This window comes from Pantoea sp. CTOTU46764 (assembly GCF_031974595.1).
In the GTDB taxonomy this organism is placed as follows: Bacteria; Pseudomonadota; Gammaproteobacteria; order Enterobacterales; family Enterobacteriaceae; genus Pantoea; species Pantoea trifolii.
Genome location: NZ_DALYOQ010000067.1, coordinates 1 through 17,586 on the forward strand (window position 1 = coordinate 1; position 17,586 = coordinate 17,586).

18 protein-coding genes and 1 pseudogene are annotated in these 17,586 nt (G+C 54.2%); 9 read left to right on the forward strand and 10 right to left on the reverse strand.

Going from position 1 to position 17,586, the window contains the following annotated elements; all coding sequences use genetic code 11:
• Window positions 1-68: 68 nt before the first annotated feature.
• Genes RTM06_RS18185 through RTM06_RS18200 form a run of 4 tightly spaced genes read right to left on the reverse strand, consistent with a single transcriptional unit; the run spans window position 69 to window position 1,600 of the window.
• Window positions 69-296, reverse strand: a complete 228-nt coding sequence (locus RTM06_RS18185) for a hypothetical protein (protein WP_256695703.1) — start codon at window positions 294-296, stop codon at window positions 69-71.
• 43 nt (window positions 297-339) lie between these two features.
• Window positions 340-831 carry an Hcp family type VI secretion system effector gene (locus RTM06_RS18190; RefSeq protein ID WP_101762526.1) on the reverse strand — a complete coding sequence of 164 codons (492 nt, stop codon included), beginning with the start codon at window positions 829-831 and terminating at the stop codon, window positions 340-342.
• The gene (locus tag RTM06_RS18195) at window positions 832-1,104 is read right to left on the reverse strand and encodes a hypothetical protein (protein WP_312184071.1); all 273 of its coding nucleotides are present in this window, start codon (window positions 1,102-1,104) and stop codon (window positions 832-834) included.
• The gene (locus RTM06_RS18200) at window positions 1,079-1,600 is read right to left on the reverse strand and encodes a DUF2778 domain-containing protein (protein WP_312184073.1); all 522 of its coding nucleotides are present in this window, start codon (window positions 1,598-1,600) and stop codon (window positions 1,079-1,081) included. The genes RTM06_RS18195 and RTM06_RS18200 overlap by 26 nt, the downstream gene beginning before the upstream one ends.
• 216 nt (window positions 1,601-1,816) lie before the next feature.
• Here RTM06_RS18200 and RTM06_RS18205 point away from each other — a divergent pair, with 216 nt between their 5' ends.
• Together RTM06_RS18205 and RTM06_RS18210 are read left to right on the forward strand one after the other, a co-directional pair.
• Complete coding sequence (locus RTM06_RS18205; protein WP_256695706.1) at window positions 1,817-1,957, forward strand: hypothetical protein; 141 nt, start codon at window positions 1,817-1,819, stop codon at window positions 1,955-1,957.
• Window positions 1,909-2,298: pseudogene (locus tag RTM06_RS18210) on the forward strand (IS4 family transposase); the annotation flags it as partial. The gene RTM06_RS18205 and the pseudogene RTM06_RS18210, both read left to right, overlap by 49 nt.
• Before the next feature lie 36 nt (window positions 2,299-2,334).
• On the opposite strand, the gene fadE reads toward RTM06_RS18210, so the two are convergent.
• Window positions 2,335-4,779 carry an acyl-CoA dehydrogenase FadE gene (gene fadE, locus RTM06_RS18215; protein WP_312184075.1) on the reverse strand — a complete coding sequence of 815 codons (2,445 nt, stop codon included), beginning with the start codon at window positions 4,777-4,779 and terminating at the stop codon, window positions 2,335-2,337.
• Between the two features lie 243 nt (window positions 4,780-5,022).
• Here fadE and lpcA point away from each other — a divergent pair, with 243 nt between their 5' ends.
• A complete protein-coding gene (lpcA, locus tag RTM06_RS18220) occupies window positions 5,023-5,604 on the forward strand; it encodes a D-sedoheptulose 7-phosphate isomerase (protein ID WP_256695708.1) in 582 nt (193 codons plus the stop codon).
• A 48-nt stretch (window positions 5,605-5,652) separates the two neighbouring features.
• Complete coding sequence (locus tag RTM06_RS18225; protein WP_312184078.1) at window positions 5,653-6,420, forward strand: class II glutamine amidotransferase; 768 nt, start codon at window positions 5,653-5,655, stop codon at window positions 6,418-6,420.
• Here RTM06_RS18225 and dpaA read toward each other — a convergent pair.
• A complete protein-coding gene (gene dpaA / locus RTM06_RS18230; RefSeq protein ID WP_154153769.1) occupies window positions 6,391-7,134 on the reverse strand; it encodes a peptidoglycan meso-diaminopimelic acid protein amidase in 744 nt (247 codons plus the stop codon). The two genes, RTM06_RS18225 and dpaA, sit on opposite strands and share 30 nt — an antisense overlap.
• Window positions 7,135-7,449: 315 nt before the next feature.
• Between dpaA and RTM06_RS18235 the strand changes: the two genes are divergently transcribed.
• A complete protein-coding gene (locus RTM06_RS18235) occupies window positions 7,450-8,247 on the forward strand; it encodes an FkbM family methyltransferase (RefSeq protein WP_312184081.1) in 798 nt (265 codons plus the stop codon).
• Window positions 8,248-8,338: 91 nt separating this feature from the next.
• The gene (dinB, locus tag RTM06_RS18240) at window positions 8,339-9,391 is read left to right on the forward strand and encodes a DNA polymerase IV (protein ID WP_312184084.1); all 1,053 of its coding nucleotides are present in this window, start codon (window positions 8,339-8,341) and stop codon (window positions 9,389-9,391) included.
• Window positions 9,392-9,509: 118 nt separating this feature from the next.
• Here the strand turns inward: dinB and RTM06_RS18245 are convergent, their stop codons facing one another.
• The 4 genes from RTM06_RS18245 to pepD form a co-directional block, all read right to left on the reverse strand.
• Window positions 9,510-10,574 carry a sugar ABC transporter substrate-binding protein gene (locus tag RTM06_RS18245; protein WP_312184086.1) on the reverse strand — a complete coding sequence of 355 codons (1,065 nt, stop codon included), beginning with the start codon at window positions 10,572-10,574 and terminating at the stop codon, window positions 9,510-9,512.
• 27 nt (window positions 10,575-10,601) lie between these two features.
• Window positions 10,602-11,600, reverse strand: a complete 999-nt coding sequence (locus tag RTM06_RS18250) for an ABC transporter permease (RefSeq protein WP_312184088.1) — start codon at window positions 11,598-11,600, stop codon at window positions 10,602-10,604.
• The gene (locus tag RTM06_RS18255; RefSeq protein ID WP_312184090.1) at window positions 11,597-13,102 is read right to left on the reverse strand and encodes a sugar ABC transporter ATP-binding protein; all 1,506 of its coding nucleotides are present in this window, start codon (window positions 13,100-13,102) and stop codon (window positions 11,597-11,599) included. Before RTM06_RS18255 ends, RTM06_RS18250 begins: the two co-directional genes overlap by 4 nt.
• A 310-nt stretch (window positions 13,103-13,412) precedes the next feature.
• Window positions 13,413-14,873 carry a beta-Ala-His dipeptidase gene (gene pepD, locus RTM06_RS18260; RefSeq protein ID WP_312184108.1) on the reverse strand — a complete coding sequence of 487 codons (1,461 nt, stop codon included), beginning with the start codon at window positions 14,871-14,873 and terminating at the stop codon, window positions 13,413-13,415.
• A gap of 255 nt (window positions 14,874-15,128) precedes the next feature.
• Between pepD and gpt the strand changes: the two genes are divergently transcribed.
• The 3 genes from gpt to crl all read left to right on the forward strand — a co-directional run bounded on the left by gpt (window position 15,129) and on the right by crl (window position 17,464).
• Complete coding sequence (gpt, locus tag RTM06_RS18265) at window positions 15,129-15,590, forward strand: xanthine phosphoribosyltransferase (RefSeq protein ID WP_008108942.1); 462 nt, start codon at window positions 15,129-15,131, stop codon at window positions 15,588-15,590.
• A gap of 121 nt (window positions 15,591-15,711) precedes the next feature.
• Window positions 15,712-16,959 carry an esterase FrsA gene (frsA, locus tag RTM06_RS18270; protein ID WP_312184092.1) on the forward strand — a complete coding sequence of 416 codons (1,248 nt, stop codon included), beginning with the start codon at window positions 15,712-15,714 and terminating at the stop codon, window positions 16,957-16,959.
• A gap of 103 nt (window positions 16,960-17,062) precedes the next feature.
• Window positions 17,063-17,464, forward strand: a complete 402-nt coding sequence (gene crl, locus RTM06_RS18275; RefSeq protein WP_008108946.1) for a sigma factor-binding protein Crl — start codon at window positions 17,063-17,065, stop codon at window positions 17,462-17,464.
• The last annotated feature ends 122 nt before the right edge of the window (window positions 17,465-17,586 follow it).

Below are 17,586 nucleotides of genomic sequence, written 5' to 3' on the forward strand. Positions count from 1 at the left end.
AAAAAATGCCAGTCAGGCTTAACTGACTGGCATTAGCCCCGTTTCCGGGGCTTTTATTTATTTCACGTTTAAGCTGGATTTTTTAGCTTCATAACGATGTATTCAACACCCGGCTCATTCGGTAACAGCTGAAGGGACGATTCAATGACAGTAATTTTCCCTGCGTTGATGTCATCCAGGCGGCCACGCACAATCTTATCGGTGTGAACGTTTAAGTCGATGCTAAAAACATCAGGGCTTGCGATCATTTTGTCACGTTCAGACTGTGGCAAGGCATAAAATTCTTCGAAGTTCATTGGAAAAACTTTATTTGCTGAGTGAAAGTTAATTACTAACGGATTACGCAGAAGGACGTTCGTTCCATGCGTCCGTGTACTGGATATTACCATCCACAATACGCCAGGTGATTTTTTCATACTGCAGGCTGACGCTTTCCGTGTGGTTCAGCTTGTCATTGCCCGACAGTTTTGTGTTGGCCACGCCGCAGTTAACGCCGGTGACTTTCACGTTTTCCATCAGCACGGTGTAATAGCACACCTCTTGGCCCGCATCGCTGATGTTGTAGAAACGAATTTCGGCGCTTTTCAACGTCTGGCCGGTGGCCGCTGCTTTATAGAGATAAGGCGTTGAGCTATCCACCTCTTTCTCGATCATCATTGATGAATGCTGGCGCGTGCCGGTTATTTTGCCGTTAGCGGTGTCTACCGGCAGGTTAATACCGTGGCTCAGGCCGATAATTTCAATGCTGCCTTCACGTTCGTGAACATCGACAGAACCTCTAATATCCGCGCCACCATCGTCTTTAAGCCACATATACGGAGGAATTGGCATTTATTTGCTCCTTATTTTTTTGATTAACTTCATTGTTAAAATGTAAATAACAACCGTGATGGGAATCACTGTGCATACGGACATGTAGAAATAGATGTCGTAAAAACGATCCGCTCCAATCTCTTCATTCCCGTAGATCATTTGGCCGATTTTCAAGGCTAATTGTTCGTTAAGCCATAACTCTGGCGGGCCCAGAGTACGGGCGACAACGAGCATCAGCGCGAGAAAACAAGCGACTTTGGCCGCTCTACGGGCAAGTGTTTGAATAACCACCGGCAACCACCTCAATGTATCCGCGCGCCATTAAATTTTTCATGCAAGGAACCGGGATCGGCGCTGTTCTCAGAAGGGCATTACGAATTAGCGCATAGTCTGAATTAAGGTGGAGAGTTATACATCCTTCAGATACGCGGCCGGGATGGAGGCGAAATAATCCGCGTTTGACTTCATTAATCCACGTTTCATCATCAATGCTCAGATCGTCACGATATAAAGCAAACCATTCGTCGCGATCAAATTCAGCACCGTTAAAAACGCGGTTATATAAATCCTGTGACTTTGCCTTAGCCCATGAAAGCAGGCCACCCCTCCCACGCTCAACAATCCAGTATTTACCCGGTGGGATAGGCCCAACGTTTGGGACGGCCATACATGCAGGAATATTTCTGTAGGCACCTTTCCCGGAAAACGCCATGAAGACGCCCACGCCATACAGATTCAACGGCACGAAATCTGCGCCGTTCAAAATCATCTTACCGATAATTGGCATCGTTAATCCCTAACCTTTAATCCATGTAGTAACTGAGGTTTATGTTACATCCCTCAGATTGTCAGAACCAGAAATAATTAGAGTTGGTAATCAATACAGCTTTTACGATCACGCTTTGCTATTGGCGTTGTTAAAACAACAACGAGAGGCATAGAATCTCAACGAACAACCCCCCCCCTTTGGCGCAAGACGTGCGACACAAACAGGATATTCGTTATGTCGCAGACGCTAACCGATCAGGATTTTAAGAACGCCGCCACCAAACTCAGCTGCAGTGAAGCCGCCGTGCGCGCCGTCGCCGAAGTAGAGAGCTCCGGTATCGGGAAATCAAGCAGGGGCTGCAGAATAACCGGCTGACGCTGCGCAGCAAAAAACCGGAGAAGGTGCGTCAGGAGCTGTGGGGCGTGCTGCTTGCGTATAATCTGGTGAGATATCAGATGATAAAAATGGCGTCGACGCTTAAGGGATACTGGCCTAATCAGCTGAGCTTCAGCGAGTCTGCGGCTTGGGTAATGAAGCTGCTCTGGACGCTTGAGGGCGCGTTACCGGGGCGGATCCCGGAACTGGTGAAAAATGTGGGCGCGATGGCGCAGATAGTCAAACTGCCAGGGCGACGGGAGAGGTCGTTCCCGAGAGTGGTGAAAGAGAGGCCCTGGAAGTACCCGACAGCCAAAAGAAAAAATGCCAGTCAGGCTTAACTGACTGGCATTACTCCCTGCGGAGGCTTTTGTGTTTTATGCGGCTTCACTGGCTCGCGAATTGGTTTTCGTCTGCGGCTTTGGCACCGCCAGCGCTTCCGGCGCAAAATCATCGACGTTAATCGCTTTCAGGCGGCTGGCTTCAGCACGGATCAGCACCTGCGCTTCATTCTCATCAATCCAGCCCTCTTTCAGACCACGCTGCGCCAGCGCATCCAGACGGGTGAACGACAGGTGTTTTTTCTGCTGCTGGCACAGACGATCGTGAATCACTTCGGCGGCCATCACATCCTGCAGCGCCTGCTCCAGCTGACCCGCCGGATTATGTGCGCTTGGTGCCAGATACTGACCACGGCCCAAACGGGTGCGCGTCGCGGAAGGTAATTGCAGCAGTTTCGCCAGCTTGTGATCCAGTTTATCCGATGGTGCCGGGCAGTGATGACCACCGGCGAAAATCACCATTCGCAGTGCACCTGCCACCATGCGGTTCGGGAAGTTGCGCAGCAAATCATCCATCGCCACTTCGGCCTGATGCAGCGCATCCTGCACGCCCCAATGCACCAGCGGCAAATCAGCTTCGTTGCGGCCTTCATCCTCATAACGTTTCAAGGTAGCCGACGCCAGATACATCTGGCTCAACACATCGCCGAGACGCGCCGAGAGGCGTTCACGACGTTTCAGGCTGCCGCCCAGCACCGCCATCGACACATCTGACAGCAGCGCGAGGTTGGCGCTTAAACGGTTGATATGCTGATAGTAGCGGCGCGTGGCGTCGCGGGTTGGCGTGGCGCTGGTGCGACCGCCGGTTAAGCCCAGCCACAGGCTGCGCACTTTATTGCTGCCAACGTGGCCGATATGGCTGAACAGCGCGCGATCAAAAGTTACTAGATCGTTTTTCGCTGCGGCGTTCATCTCTTCCAGCACCCACGGATGGCAACGGATGGCACCCTGGCCGAAGATGATCATGCTGCGCGTCAGGATGTTAGCGCCTTCTACGGTGATGGCGATCGGGGCGCCCTGATAAGCACGCGCCAGGAAGTTGTTTTCGCCCAGCATAATGCCTTTACCGCCAGCGATATCCATCGCGTCGATAATGGCGCGCTGACCGCGATGGGTGCAGTGATACTTCACAATCGCCGACAGCACCGCCGGTTTTTCACCGAGCATAATGCCGCTAGTGATCAGCGTCGCGGCAGCGTCCATCACGTAAGCGTTACCGGCAATGCGCGCCAGCGGCTCTTCGATCCCTTCCATTTTACCGATAGAGACTTTGAACTGACGGCGGATGTGCGCATACGCACCGGTCGCCAGCGCAATGCTTTTCAGGCTGCCGGTTGAGTTCGAAGGCAGCGTAATGCCGCGACCCACTGACAAACACTCCACCAGCATGCGCCAGCCTTGACCGGCCATCGACGGGCCGCCGATAATGAAATCGATGGGCACGAAGATGTCTTTACCGCGCGTTGGACCGTTCTGGAACGGCACGTTAAGCGGGAAGTGGCGCTGGCCAATCTCTACGCCAGGCGTGTGCGTTGGGATCAGCGCACAGGTAATACCGAGCTCTTCGGTATCGCCCAGCAGGTGATCCGGATCAGAGAGTTTGAACGCCAGGCCCAACACGGTGGCAATCGGTGCCAGCGTGATATAGCGTTTGTTCCAGGTGAGGCGCATGCCCAGCACTTGCTGACCTTGCCATTCACCCATGCACACCACGCCGGTATCAGGAATGGCGCCCGCATCCGAACCCGCTTCCGGGCTGGTCAACGCAAAGCACGGGATCTCATCTCCGCGCGCCAGACGTGGCAGATAATGATCTTTCTGCTCATCGGTACCGTAATGTTGCAGCAGTTCGCCTGGACCGAGTGAGTTGGGTACGCCAACGGTGATGGCCAGAATGCCAGAGACGCCCGCCAGTTTCTGTAGCACACGCGCCTGCGCATAAGCGGAGAATTCGAGGCCGCCATACTCTTTCTTAATGATCATGGCGAAGAAGCGATGCTGTTTCAGATACGCCCACAACTCCGGCGGCAGATCGGCCATTTCGTGTGTGATTTCGAAGTCATTCGCCATGCGGCACGCTTCTTCTACCGGGCCATCAATAAAGGCTTGCTCCTCTTCGGTCAGGCGTGGCTGCGGGTAGTTATGCAGCTTCTGCCAGTCCGGTTTGCCGCGGAACAGATCCCCTTCCCACCAGGTGGTGCCGGCGTCGATCGCCTCTTTTTCGGTGCGTGACATCGGCGGCATCACTTTCTGGAAGCTGTGCAGCGCCGGCTTCGAGAACATGCTGCGGCGCATCACTGGCAGGTTGAACGGCAGCAGGATGATCGCCAGCGGCAGCAGCATCCACGGTGTCCACACGTCAGCGGCCGCCAGCGCGCCGGTCCACAGCAGCAGAATCACGCTGCTCAGCTGAAGAGAAATTTGGTGGTAGAACAACACGCTAAGCAGGATTAGCGTCGCAACGATTGAGGCAACCAACATAATGAACCACTCCATAAGTAGTAAGAGGTCTGACCTGTTATGGGTGTAGGTTTAGAATATGGGGCAAAATTTATCAATCTGTTTACATCGCAATTACAACACATCTCACAAATTCGTTGCACGATGCGCAACAACTGCCAAACTTCCTCAAAGCGCCGCGCTTTTACTGGATGCAGGCGCTTTGCGACATAGCCCCATTCCGTTAAACTTGCCGGGTCAATCTTTCCTCTAAAGGACATCCCTATGTATCAGGACATTATTCGCTCAGAGCTCAATGAAGCAGCCGATACGCTTAACAACTTCCTGAGTGACGACGCTAACATTCACGCGATTCAGCGCGCTGCAGTTTTGCTGGCCGACAGTTTTAAAGCGGGCGGCAAGGTGCTCTCCTGCGGTAACGGCGGCTCGCACTGCGATGCCATGCATTTTGCTGAAGAGCTGACTGGGCGCTATCGTGAAAACCGTCCTGGCTACCCGGCGATTGCCATTTCTGATGTCAGCCATCTCTCCTGCGTCAGCAACGACTTTGGTTACGACTACGTGTTCTCGCGCTACATCGAAGCGGTAGGTCGCGAAGGCGATGTGCTGCTGGGGCTTTCTACTTCCGGGAACTCTGCCAACATCATCAAAGCCGTAGAAGCTGCGCGCGCGAAAGGCATGAAAGTAATTACTCTGACCGGCAAAGATGGCGGCAAGATGGCAGGTTCAGCGGATATCGAAATTCGTGTGCCGCACTTTGGCTATGCCGACCGCATTCAGGAGATCCACATCAAAGTGATCCATATCCTGATGCTGTTGATTGAAAAAGAGATGGTTAAGTCATGATGCGTTCCTCTCGCCGCGTGCGAGAGGATCTAACTTAAGGCGGTTGCTATGTGCGAATTGCTCGGGATGAGCGCCAATGTCCCCACGGACATCTGTTTCAGTTTTACCGGTCTGGTGCAGCGTGGCGGTGGAACCGGGCCGCACAAAGATGGTTGGGGCATCACGTTCTACGAAGGAAAAGGGTGCCGCACCTTCAAAGATCCGCAGCCGAGCTTTAATTCGCCGATTGCCCGTTTGGTGCAGGAATACCCGATCAAATCGCATTCGGTGGTGGCGCATATCCGCCAGGCGAATCGCGGTGAAGTGTCGCTGGAAAATACCCATCCGTTCACGCGTGAGCTTTGGGGCCGCAACTGGACCTACGCACACAATGGTCAGCTTAAAGGTTACCGTCAGCTGGATACCGGGCCATTCCGTCCGATTGGCGAAACCGACAGCGAGAAAGCGTTCTGCTGGATGCTGCACAAACTGACCGAGCGCTATCCACGCACGCCGGGCAACTGGCCAGCGGTGTTCCGCTACATTGCCGAGCTGGCAGCGGAAATGCGTGAGAAGGGCGTGTTCAACATGTTGTTATCGGATGGGCGCTACCTGATGGCGTTTTGTTCGACCAATCTCTACTGGATTACGCGCCGTGCGCCGTTTGGCAAAGCCACGCTGCTCGATCAGGATGTGGAGATTGATTTTCAGCAGCAGACGACGCCGAAAGATGTGGTGACGGTGATTGCCACGCAACCGCTGACAGGCAATGAAACCTGGCACCGGATAGTGCCAGGCGAGTGGGCGTTATTTTGCCTGGGTGAGCGCCAGGAATGATTTCGAAGCAGCATCCGGTGTAGAGATCACCGGTGTGCTGTTCACCGCATATTGGCCGGTGGCCGTCACATTCACCGTTGGCGGCACGCGGTACTTGGCAAAGTACGCATAGCCCGGCTGCAGTTCACGCCAGAAGTTAATGTACGTCGAGTATTTATGACGTTGCATATTGCTGTCGGTCATGCGGAATGGATAGATGTTGACCTGAATTTCCTGCTGGCCATTGCGCAGCGCGGCATTGGTGTAGGTGAAGATCTCATCCATTGACGCATTGGTCATCGCGTAGCAACCAATCGATACGCAATCACCGTGAATCATTAAATAATTGCCGTCATAACCTTTAGCGCGATCGTATTGATTCGGGAAACCGGTATTAATAGCGCGATAGAAACGGCTATCTGGTTTCAACTGATTCAGCTTGACGTTATAAAAGCCTTCCGGACTTTTGAAATCGCCCTGACGACGTTTAGGTCCTAAACCGCCAGAGAAATTACAGATGCGATAGCTGTCCAGCAGACGATATTCATTACCGATTTTGCCGTACAGTTCCAGCGTACGCTCTTCCTTGAAAATCTGAATAAAAACCGGGGTGCCAATTAGTTGTTTCTTTAACTCTTTGCTCACCGGAGCCAGCGGTTGCGTCGGCTCGGGGTTAATTGCCCAGCTAAGGACCGGCATAAGAATCATCGCAAGCGTTAATGCGATTCTGCCCATTCTGTAGATACCTTGAATTGAAGAGAGACGATGACGCTAAGCGTCCGGGTATTGCATTATCGGAAATATCCGCTATCGCAGCGCAACATTAACATTGTCTGGCTTTTAATCAAGCCAGTGTCCGAGAAAATGGCGCGTTCCTAAAAGGAATACGACCACTAATTTGTAAACTTTAATTAGATGGACAAAAAAAATCGCCTTTTTACGCTTGGCTTCAAAACGATTTAATCCTGACGAGTAATAAGACATGTCTTGGGTGTTGAAAACGATGGCGTATCTATACTGCGCCAGTCATTTTCAACAGGTAAAAAACTCATGGATCTCGTCACTCGCCCGTCCCTTTATCAGGTGGAAAATCTGCACTACATGTTGTCGTCCGGTCCTGACATGATCAATGCACACTTACGCAGCGGCAAAGCATGGGAGCCAACAACGCTGCAAACTGCACAATTGCTGATTGAAGGTATTGAGCGTCCGGTATTGGTCGATGTGGGGGCGAACTTAGGTGCCTGGTCGGTACCGATGGGCGATCATATTCGCACTAAAGGTGGCATCTTGTATGCCTTTGAACCGCAACGCCAGGTGTACTATCAACTGTGTGCCAATCTGTTCAGCAATCAGCTGTTTCACTGTCATGCTATGCAGATGGCAATTGGTGATGTCAATGGGGAAATTGACGTTCCGGTATTGGATATGCAAAACGAAGTGAATGTTGGGGCGCTGTCGCTGGATGCTGATATTCGTGCGCAGCAGAAGATGCTCAGCACTGACATCACCACCTGTGAATCCGTGCGCATTGCTACCATCGATAGCCTGAAATTGCCCGCGGCGCACCTGGTTAAAATCGATGTCGAAGGGCTCGAATTGGAGGTGCTTAAAGGTGCACGTCTGTGGCTGGGGAGCTCAGGTTATCCCGCCATTTTGTTCGAAGTCTGGGGCGATTATCTGCCAGGCCTGATCCCCAAACGTAATCGTCTGCTCAATTTGCTAAAGCGTGCTTTAGGCTATGAAGTCGATATGTTCGGTGAACTCGGTATCGCTCAGCACCCGCAAAATAAACGTCTTGAGATAAAGAGAACCGATAAGGGCATGGAGATTCGTCGCCTGTTTTAATCTTGCTTTTTAGCGTTGCCAATACTTTTGCATCTGTACAAATATCCAGTAATATATTGAGGTCTCGATTGATACTGGATTAGTGGCAAACGTGAAAATCATTCATGTCGATATGGACTGCTTTTACGCAGCAGTGGAAATGCGCGATGATCCGTCATTGCGCGATATCCCCATTGCGATTGGCGGCAGCCGTGAACGGCGTGGCGTGATCAGCACCGCGAACTATCCAGCACGTAAATATGGCGTGCGTAGCGCGATGCCAACCGGCATGGCGCTCAAACTTTGCCCGAATCTGCGGCTGCTGCCTGGCCGCTTTGATGCTTATAAAGAAGCGTCTCGCCAAATTCGCGATATCTTCTCGCGTTACACTTCGCTGATTGAACCGCTCTCACTCGATGAAGCCTATCTGGATGTCACCGATAGCCTGCATTGCCACGGTTCGGCCACGCTGATGGCGCAGGCAATTCGCGCCGATATCCTGCGTGAAACCGGGTTAACCGCTTCCGCCGGGATCGCGCCGATCAAGTTCCTCGCCAAGATCGCTTCCGATCTCAACAAACCCAACGGGCAATATGTGATTACACCTGATGCAATGTCTGATTTTTTACTCACGCTGCCGCTGAGCAAAATTCCTGGCGTGGGTAAAGTGGCGACCAAAAAGTTGGAAGAGATGGGATTGCGCACCTGCGCCGATGTGCAGCGTGCCGATCTGGCTTTGCTGCTTAAACGCTTTGGCAAGTTTGGCCGTATCTTGTGGGAGCGCAGCAATGGCGTGGATGAGCGCAATGTGGTGGTCGAGCGCGAACGCAAATCGCTCGGCGTTGAGCGCACACTGATGGAAGATATTCACAGCTGGGAACAGTGTCTGGAGATTATTGATTTTCTCTATGCCGAGTTGGATCGTCGCTTAACCGCCATCAAGCCGGATAAGCAGATCGCCCGGCAAGGGGTGAAACTCAAATTCAATGATTTCCAGCAAACCACGCAGGAGCATGTCTGGCCGGTGCTGAATAAGGACGACATGATCGCGGTTGCGCGCCAGGCATGGGATGAACGCCGAGCTGGGCGCGGCGTACGACTGGTAGGATTGCATGTCACGATGGTGGATCCGCAACTGGAACGGCAGTTGTTGCTGGGGTTGTGAGAATGTGCGCGCTGTCCCTCATCCCGGCCTTCTCCCGCAAGCGGGAGAAGGGGGAAAAGCAAACCGCGCCGATCGGTTCCCTCTCCCACTTGTGGGAGAGGGTTAGGGTGAGGGAAAACTACTTCTTACCGTACTTATCTTCCAGCGTCGCAAACCACGGCGCAATGAAATCGCTGTTCTCGCCCCAGCCTGGAATGATCTTATTCAGCGACGCCACATTGACCGCGCCTTGCTGGCTGTTCAGCTGCTGCTGGGAAATTGATGACGCTTTAAACTCGTAAGTCGCCGGTGTGGTTTCGCCTGCAATCTTGTTCGCTACCAAACGCATATTCACCGCGCCAATGGTTTTTGGATCCACTGCCACGGTTTGCACCCAAGGACTGTTTTTTTCGTGCATCAACTGCAGATCCTGATTGGATACGTCGATGCTATAAAGTTTAATTTCGGTACGGCCATTCTCCTGCAGGGCTTTATACGCGCCTTGGCTAAAGGCATCCCAGGCGCCCCAAATTGCATCAATCTTACCTTTCGGATATTTCGCCAGAATCGCGCCAATCTTATTGGCGGTGTCGCCTTGCACGTCAGAGGAAACGGCACCAATGGTTTCCAATTGATGGATGCCCGGATTCTCCTTGAGCACTTTTTCATACACTACCTGACGACGCTCCATCGGTGGGAAACCCGCCACCCACAGTTTGATGATATTGGCTTTGCCGTTGAAATCTTTAACGATCTGTCCCAGCGATTCCTGAGCCAAAGAAGCATCATCCTGCGCCGTCACGGTGACGCCATCCACCGGCGTATTGACCGGCGTATCAAACACCGACAGCTTGATGCCCGCAGCGGCGATACGTTGCACCAGCGCAGTCGAATAGGGATCTTTACCGTGCGACAGGATAATGCCGTCATATTTCTGGCTAATAGCCTGGTTAACGAAATCCTGGAAGCGCGCATCGTCGCCATTACTGAGGAAGGTGCTGACCTTAAAGCCCAGCTGGCGGCCTTGCTGAATTGCACCGGCAACAAACTGCGTGGTGTTATCATCGGAGCCCAGATTGCGGATGATGGCGATGCGTACCGGGCCTTCATGGTTAGCGATCACCGCAGGCACAGTGGCATCGGCGAAGGCGGCGCTGGCGTTGAGCAGGCTAACCGCCAGCAGCGAAAGGGTAATTTTTTTCATTATGATCTCTTTCTGATTAAACGCGCCTTAACGGCGCTGGATGTAAGTCATCGCCAGCGCCAGCGCCAGTACCAGACCTTTAATAATGTCCATCGCGTAATAGGGCACCGACAACATCACCAGCCCGTTCTGCAACACACCAAGAATGATAGCGCCCACCAAGGTACCCAACGCATTGGGCTTACCCGAACCGGCCAGCGAGAAGCCGATCCACGCCGCGGCTACGGCATCCATCAGATAACCGCCGCCGGCATTCACCTGCGAAGAGCCGATACGTGACGCCAGCAGAATACCGCCCAGACCAGCCAGCAGCGAGGCCAGCACATACGCCAATACGCGATAGCGCGTGGTGCGAATGCCGGAGAGACGCGCCGCTTCCGGATTGCCGCCCAGCGCATACATACGACGGCCGTGCTTGGTCAGCGACAACGCCAGCTGCGCCACAATGGTGACCACCAGCATGATAATGACGATGGTCGGCACCTGGCCGAGCAGGCCAAAGGTTGCAGGAATGGTGCCTTCGGCCATGTCGCCGCTCGGCAGCACCATATTCTCGGTAATGGAGCCGCCAAAGCTGTAGGTCATCGCCACGCCCTGAATCACAAACAGCGTGGCGAGGGTGGCGAGCATGTCGGGAATGCGCAGCACCACAATCAGGAAGCTGTTGAACAAGCCAACCAGGGTGCACAGCAACAATGTGATGATAATGGCTTCAGTGGTGCCAAAGCCGTGCCAGACGAACAGCGAAATCACCAGCGCGTTGGCCAGCGAGGCGGTGGATCCCACCGACAGATCAAAGCCGCCCACTGTCAGCGAAATCGACACGCCAATCGCAATCACCGTGACGATGGCGATGGAACGCAGGATGTTGATGATGTTGGTCGGCTCGAGGAAGCTGTCCGAAGCGAGACCAAATGCGGCAATCAGAATCACCACCGTCAGCAACATGCCCCACTTATAAAGGAAATCAAACAGCTGATGGCGCAGAGAAGGCTGCGGGTTTAGGGATAGTTGTTTGCTGCTCACGCAGGTGTTCCTCCGGTGGAATAAAGCAGAAGTGCCTCTTCTGTGGCTGTTGTGCCCTCCATCTCTGCCACAATGCGCCCATCCCAGAGCACACAAATGCGGTCGCACAGACCGACCAATTCAGAAAACTCGCCCGAGGCGTAAATGATGCCTTTGCCTTCGCGCGCTAAGCCATCGATCAGCGTGAACAGGTCGGTTTTGGCTTTGATATCGACGCCTTTCGTTGGCTCATCAAAAATCAGCACATCGGCGTTGTTGCGCAGCCATTTGCCAATCGCCACTTTTTGCTGGTTGCCGCCCGACAGTCGACGCAGAATTTGCCCCGGTCCGGTGGTACGCACATTCAGGCGCTGAATCACCTCTTCCGCCCAACGCCACGCCTGACGATGACCAAACAGGCTCCAGCGTGAGAAGCTGTTATCCGCGCTGATGCTCAGGTTCATGTTTACCGGTTCATCAATGAAAATGCCCTCTTTGCGGCGCTCTTCCGGCACCAGCGCCATGCGGTTTTCAACCGAGTCGTGCGGTGAACGCGGTCGCCACGGCTTGCCGTGCAGTTCACCCTGCGTCACGCGGCTTTTGCTGGCACCAAACAGCGCTTTACACAGCTCGGTTTTACCTGCGCCCGCCAGACCAGCAATGCCAAGGATTTCGCCTTTATGCAGACGCAGCGAAATATCCTGCAGTAACCGATCGTCGTGTAAGCCTTCCACCGACAGCAGCAGCGGCTGCGGCGTACGGGCGCGACGCGGCGGAAAGACATCGTCGAGCCGATGTCCCAACATTTTCTCCACGATCTGCTCGCCGCTCAGCGCCGCCATCGGGCTGCTTTCGATCAGACGACCATCGCGCAGGACCGTTAAGCGGTCGCAAATCGCTTTCAGTTCATGAATGCGGTGCGAGATAAACACCACGCCAATGCCGCTGGACTGCAAGCGGCGCACCACGGTAAACAGGCGCTCGCTCTCATGCTGGTCGAGCGGCGCGGTGGGTTCATCCAGGATCAGGAAGCGGCAGTGATGGGAGAGGGCGCGCGCCAGCAGGATTTGCTGTTTCTCCGCCAGCGAGCAGCGCTCCACTAAACGATTAACGTCAATGTTCACTTCCAACTGCGCCAGTAACGCACGCGCCTGGCGGCGAATCTGGCGCCAGTTATAGGCGTGACCTGGCTCCGCTAAACGATCGAGCAGAATGTTTTCTGCCACGCTGAGCTGTGGCACCAGCGCCACATCCACTTCCTGCTGCACCAGATGAATGCCGAGCTTTTTGGCATCGCGCGGTGAGCGAATATTTACCGGCACATCATCCAGCAGAATCTCACCGCTGTAATGATCGTGTGCGCCAGCCAGCACTGCCATCAGCGTGGATTTTCCGGCGCCGTTAGCGCCGGTTAACGCGTGCACCGAGCCGCCTTCGGTCAGAAAATCCACCTGCGCTAACGCGGCGAAACCGCCAAAGGCGATGGAGATATTACGCATCTCCAGGCGGTTGATCGCACTCATTGAGCCGGGCCTTTAATTAGTTGAGTTGGGGGCATTTTTTCCTGAACCATCACGCTGGGCAACGAACGAAAGGGCATAAGCTAGCACGGAATGTTATTAGCCATCCAGACATCTGGATATACCGATAGCTAAAACTGGCGGGCGAGTCAGCGCTGGTGAAATGCGCGGGTGGTAAGACAACTCTTAGAGGATTGTGCTGGCGATTGGCATGGCATTAAAAAGGCGGTCGCCATTTAGGGTGACCAAACAATCTTGACCCGCAGACATAAAAAAACCAGGCCGCAGCCTGGTTGTCATCATCGCGTAAACTTTACGCTTTTTCTGGCACCACGCTGAGCAGCGCGGTCAGCAGTTTCCAGTACAGACCCACGCTTTCGATGTGAACCTGTTCATCCGGCGAATGCGGGCCGGTGATGGTTGGGCCAATCGAAACCATATCCATGTTCGGATACGGCTTCTTGAACAAACCACACTCCAGACCGGCGTGAATCACCTGAATGTTGGGCGTTTTGCCAAACAGCGCTTCGTAGGTTTTACGCGTCAGCGCCATTACCGGTGAATCGGCATCAGGCTGCCAGCCCGGATAGCCGCCTTTAGGTGCGCTTTTCGCCCCGGCCAGATCGGCCAGCGAGGTCAGCACTTCAACCACCCAATCTTTGCCGGTATCGATCAGTGAACGAATCAGGCAGATGATTTCGGCATTGCTCTGATCCATAGTCACCACGCCAACGTTGAGCGAGGTTTCCACCACGCCTTTCGCTACGTCAGAGTTACGGATCACGCCGTTTGGTGTGGCGTTGAGCAGGTTGAGGAAACGATCGCGGCTATCAGCGTTCAGCGCCTGGCCTTGATGCGCCAGCGACTCAGCGACGACGGCGATGTTCTTCTCTTTCATGCCCAGTTCGTTCAGCAGCGTTGCCTGGAAATGGGCCGCAGCCGATTTCAGTTCATCAACTTTATGGCTGTCGATCGCCAGCGTAGCGAAAGCTTCACGCGGGATGGCGTTACGCAGCGTACCGCCGGTGAATTCGATCAGACGCACATCGAGTTCACGCGCGTGCAGCGCCAGGAAGCGTGCCAGCAGCTTGTTGGCGTTGCCGAGACCGTGATGAATGTCAGCACCGGAGTGACCGCCTTTCAGGCCTTTCAGCGTCAGCTTCAGGGTTTCATAGCCCGCAGGAATTGCTTCACGCGTCAGCGGCAGGGTGGTGATGAAGTCGATACCACCGGCGCAACCCATGTAGATCTCACCTTCCTCTTCCGAATCGGTGTTGATCAGAATGTCGGCCTGCAGCCAGTTCGGCTGTAAACCGAAGGCGCCATCCATACCCGATTCTTCGGTCATGGTCAGCAGCACTTCAATCGGGCCGTGGATCAGGCTGTTATCAGCCAGCACCGCCAGCGCAGACGCCATACCAATGCCGTTATCCGCGCCCAGCGTGGTGCCGCGCGCTTTCACCCATTCGCCATCAACGTACGGCTGAATCGGATCTTTGGTGAAGTCGTGCACCGTGTCATTGTTCTTCTGCGGCACCATATCAAGGTGCGCCTGCAGCGCCACCGGCGTGCGTTTTTCCATACCGGCGGTCGCGGGTTTACGAATCAGGATGTTGCCAACCTGATCGCGCTCAACCCAAAAACCTTGCTCTTTTGCCCAGCCCACAACGTATTCGGCCAGTGCTTCTTCGTGGTAAGAAGGGTGCGGAATGGAACAGATTTTGGCAAAAATATCCCACAGCGGTTGGGGTGAAAGTTGCGACAATTCAGACACCATGCATCTCCTGTGTCAGCGTGGCGGACAGACCGCACGCACGCGGGTTTCCAGTAAAAATCGTCGTCAGAGCATCTGACGTGATGGGCCTGAGAATATCACTGTTTCTCGCCGGGTGCGTAATCAGGCGCGCTAAAAACCTGCAACCAGTAAGACAGATGCTGGTTTTTAAGGCGTCAGATCCTTATAATCTCGCGCAACCTTTTCCCCCTTGCATATTTTTTAAGCCAAGTTTCTTGGCCGGGATTCCTTTATATGAGCGAAAAATACGTCGTAACCTGGGACATGTTGCAAATCCATGCCCGTAAACTGGCCCAGCGCCTGCTTCCTGTGGAACAGTGGAAAGGTATCATCGCGGTAAGCCGTGGTGGTCTGGTTCCGGCATCGCTGCTGGCGCGTGAACTCGGTATTCGCTATGTCGATACCGTGTGCATCTCCAGCTACGATCACGATCATCAGCGCGAAATGAAAGTGCTGAAGCGTGCCGAAGGCGACGGTGAAGGCTTCATCGTCATTGACGACCTGGTGGATACCGGCGGCACCGCGCAGGCGATTCGCGATATGTATCCAAAAGCGCGTTTCTGCACCATCTTCGCCAAGCCAGCTGGCCGCGCGCTGGTGGACGACTACATTGTCGATATCCCGCAGAACACCTGGATCGAGCAGCCGTGGGACATGGGCGTGGTCTACATCCCGCCAATCGTTAAAGGCGCCTGATTGATGCATCGCAAACAACGCCCGGTTATGCCGGGCGTTGTGCTTTCTGCGCCTCGCGCGCGTATCACGGGTGCAGTACACTCTTAGCCATCGCCACGTTGTTGGCAGGAGAATAGCTGAGATGTCTGATAAAAACCTGAGCGAAGAACTGTTCAAACCGCGTTTTAAACACCCGGAAACCTCCTCATTAGTGCACCGCCAGCATCACGCCGCCGTGCAGGTGCACAACGCCCTTGAAGGCGATACGCAGCGCGGCTGGTATCGCATGCTGAACAAGTTGCTGTGGACGTGGCGCGGGTTGTCGCCGCAGGAGATCAGCGAAGTGCTGGCGCGTATTGCGGTGAGCGAGTTTGAGCGCACCAATGAAGCCCTGCTCGATACCGTGATTGGTTATCGCGGCGGCAACTGGAATTACGAGTGGTCGAAGCAGGCAGCCATCTGGCAGCAGCGCGCGTTAGAAAGCGAGAACCATGACGACGCCGGTCAGCATTGGTTGCACGCCGCCAATCTGTTCAGCCTCGCGGCTTATCCTTATATTAAAGGCGATGAGCTGGCGGATCAGGCGCAGGTGCTGGCCAATCGCGCCTACGAAGAGGCCACGCAGCGTCTGCCGGGCGAACTGAAATCCCTGACCTTCCCCATGAGCGGCGGGAGTCCGGTAACCGGCTTCCTGCACATGCCAGCGCAGGCCGAAGCGCCATATCCCACGGTGCTGCTGTGCGGTGGGCTTGATTCGCTGCAAAGCGATCACTATCGCCTGTTCCATGACTATCTCGCGCCGCGCGGTATCGCCATGCTGACGCTGGATATGCCGTCGGTAGGCTTCAGCAGCAAATGGATGCTCAATCAGGACACCAGCCAGGTGCATCAGCAGGTGCTGCGTGAGCTGAGCAATGTGCCGTGGATCGATCACACCCGCGTGGCGCTGCTGGGCTACCGTTTCGGTGCCAACGTGGCGACGCGTCTGGCCTATCTGGAAGTGCCGCGAGTACGCGCGGTAGCGACGCTGGGGGCGATGGTGCACAGCGTGTTTGTCGATGCGCAGCAACAGCAGCAGTTGCCGGATATGTACATGGATATGCTGGCGAGCCGCCTCGGTATGTCTTCCACTTCTGACAGCAATCTGCGCATTGAGCTCAATCGCTACTCGCTGAAGGTGCAAGGTTTGCTCGGCCGCCGCACGCCAACGCCGATGCTGGCGGCTTATTGGCCGGATGATATTTTCGGTCCGGAAGCGGACGCGCAGTTGATCGCTAACTCCTCCTCGCAGGGCAAGACGCTGGCGATTCAGGCCAAGCCGGTTTTTGCCAGTTTTGACAAAGCGCTAAATCAAATTTGTGACTGGCTGGAAAAACAGTTGAAAAGCTAGCTGGCGAAATCCCTGAACTCTGCTACTACTTATATCCGGGATTTTCCATTTTTTAATTTAATGGAAAGCTGGAAGTGCAATTTAAAGGGTTAAGGGAAAAGAGATGACATTACCGAGTGGTCACCCCCGTAGTCGCCTGCTTAAGCGCTTCACCGAATTGGGGCCGTATATCCGTGAAGGCAAATGCGAAGAGACACGCTTCTTCTTCGATTGCCTGGCAGCGTGTGTCAATGTTAAGCCTGCACCAGAGCTACGTGAGTTTTGGGGCTGGTGGATGACGCTGGAAGCCTATGAAGATCACTTCACTTACGAATATCATTTTGGCCTGTTTGATAAAGCGGGTGATTGGGGCGCGGCAACCATCAAAGGCAAAGAGAACAACGCCAAAGTGGAAAGCACGCTGCGTAATTTCCATGAGCGCTTGAAGGCGATGCTGCTGGAACAGAAACTCGATCTGCGACCGGCAGAAGGCTTTAAAGAAGAGCCGGTGAAATTGAGCGCCTGATAGGTATTTAAGGGTTTAAACAGGAAAGAGCCGGTGATGAGCCGGCTCTTTTTTTATAGACACAGCGAGGGTACAGCAATATTCGAATCATTCTCGCTGCAGGAAGGCGGCAAGTGTGTGAA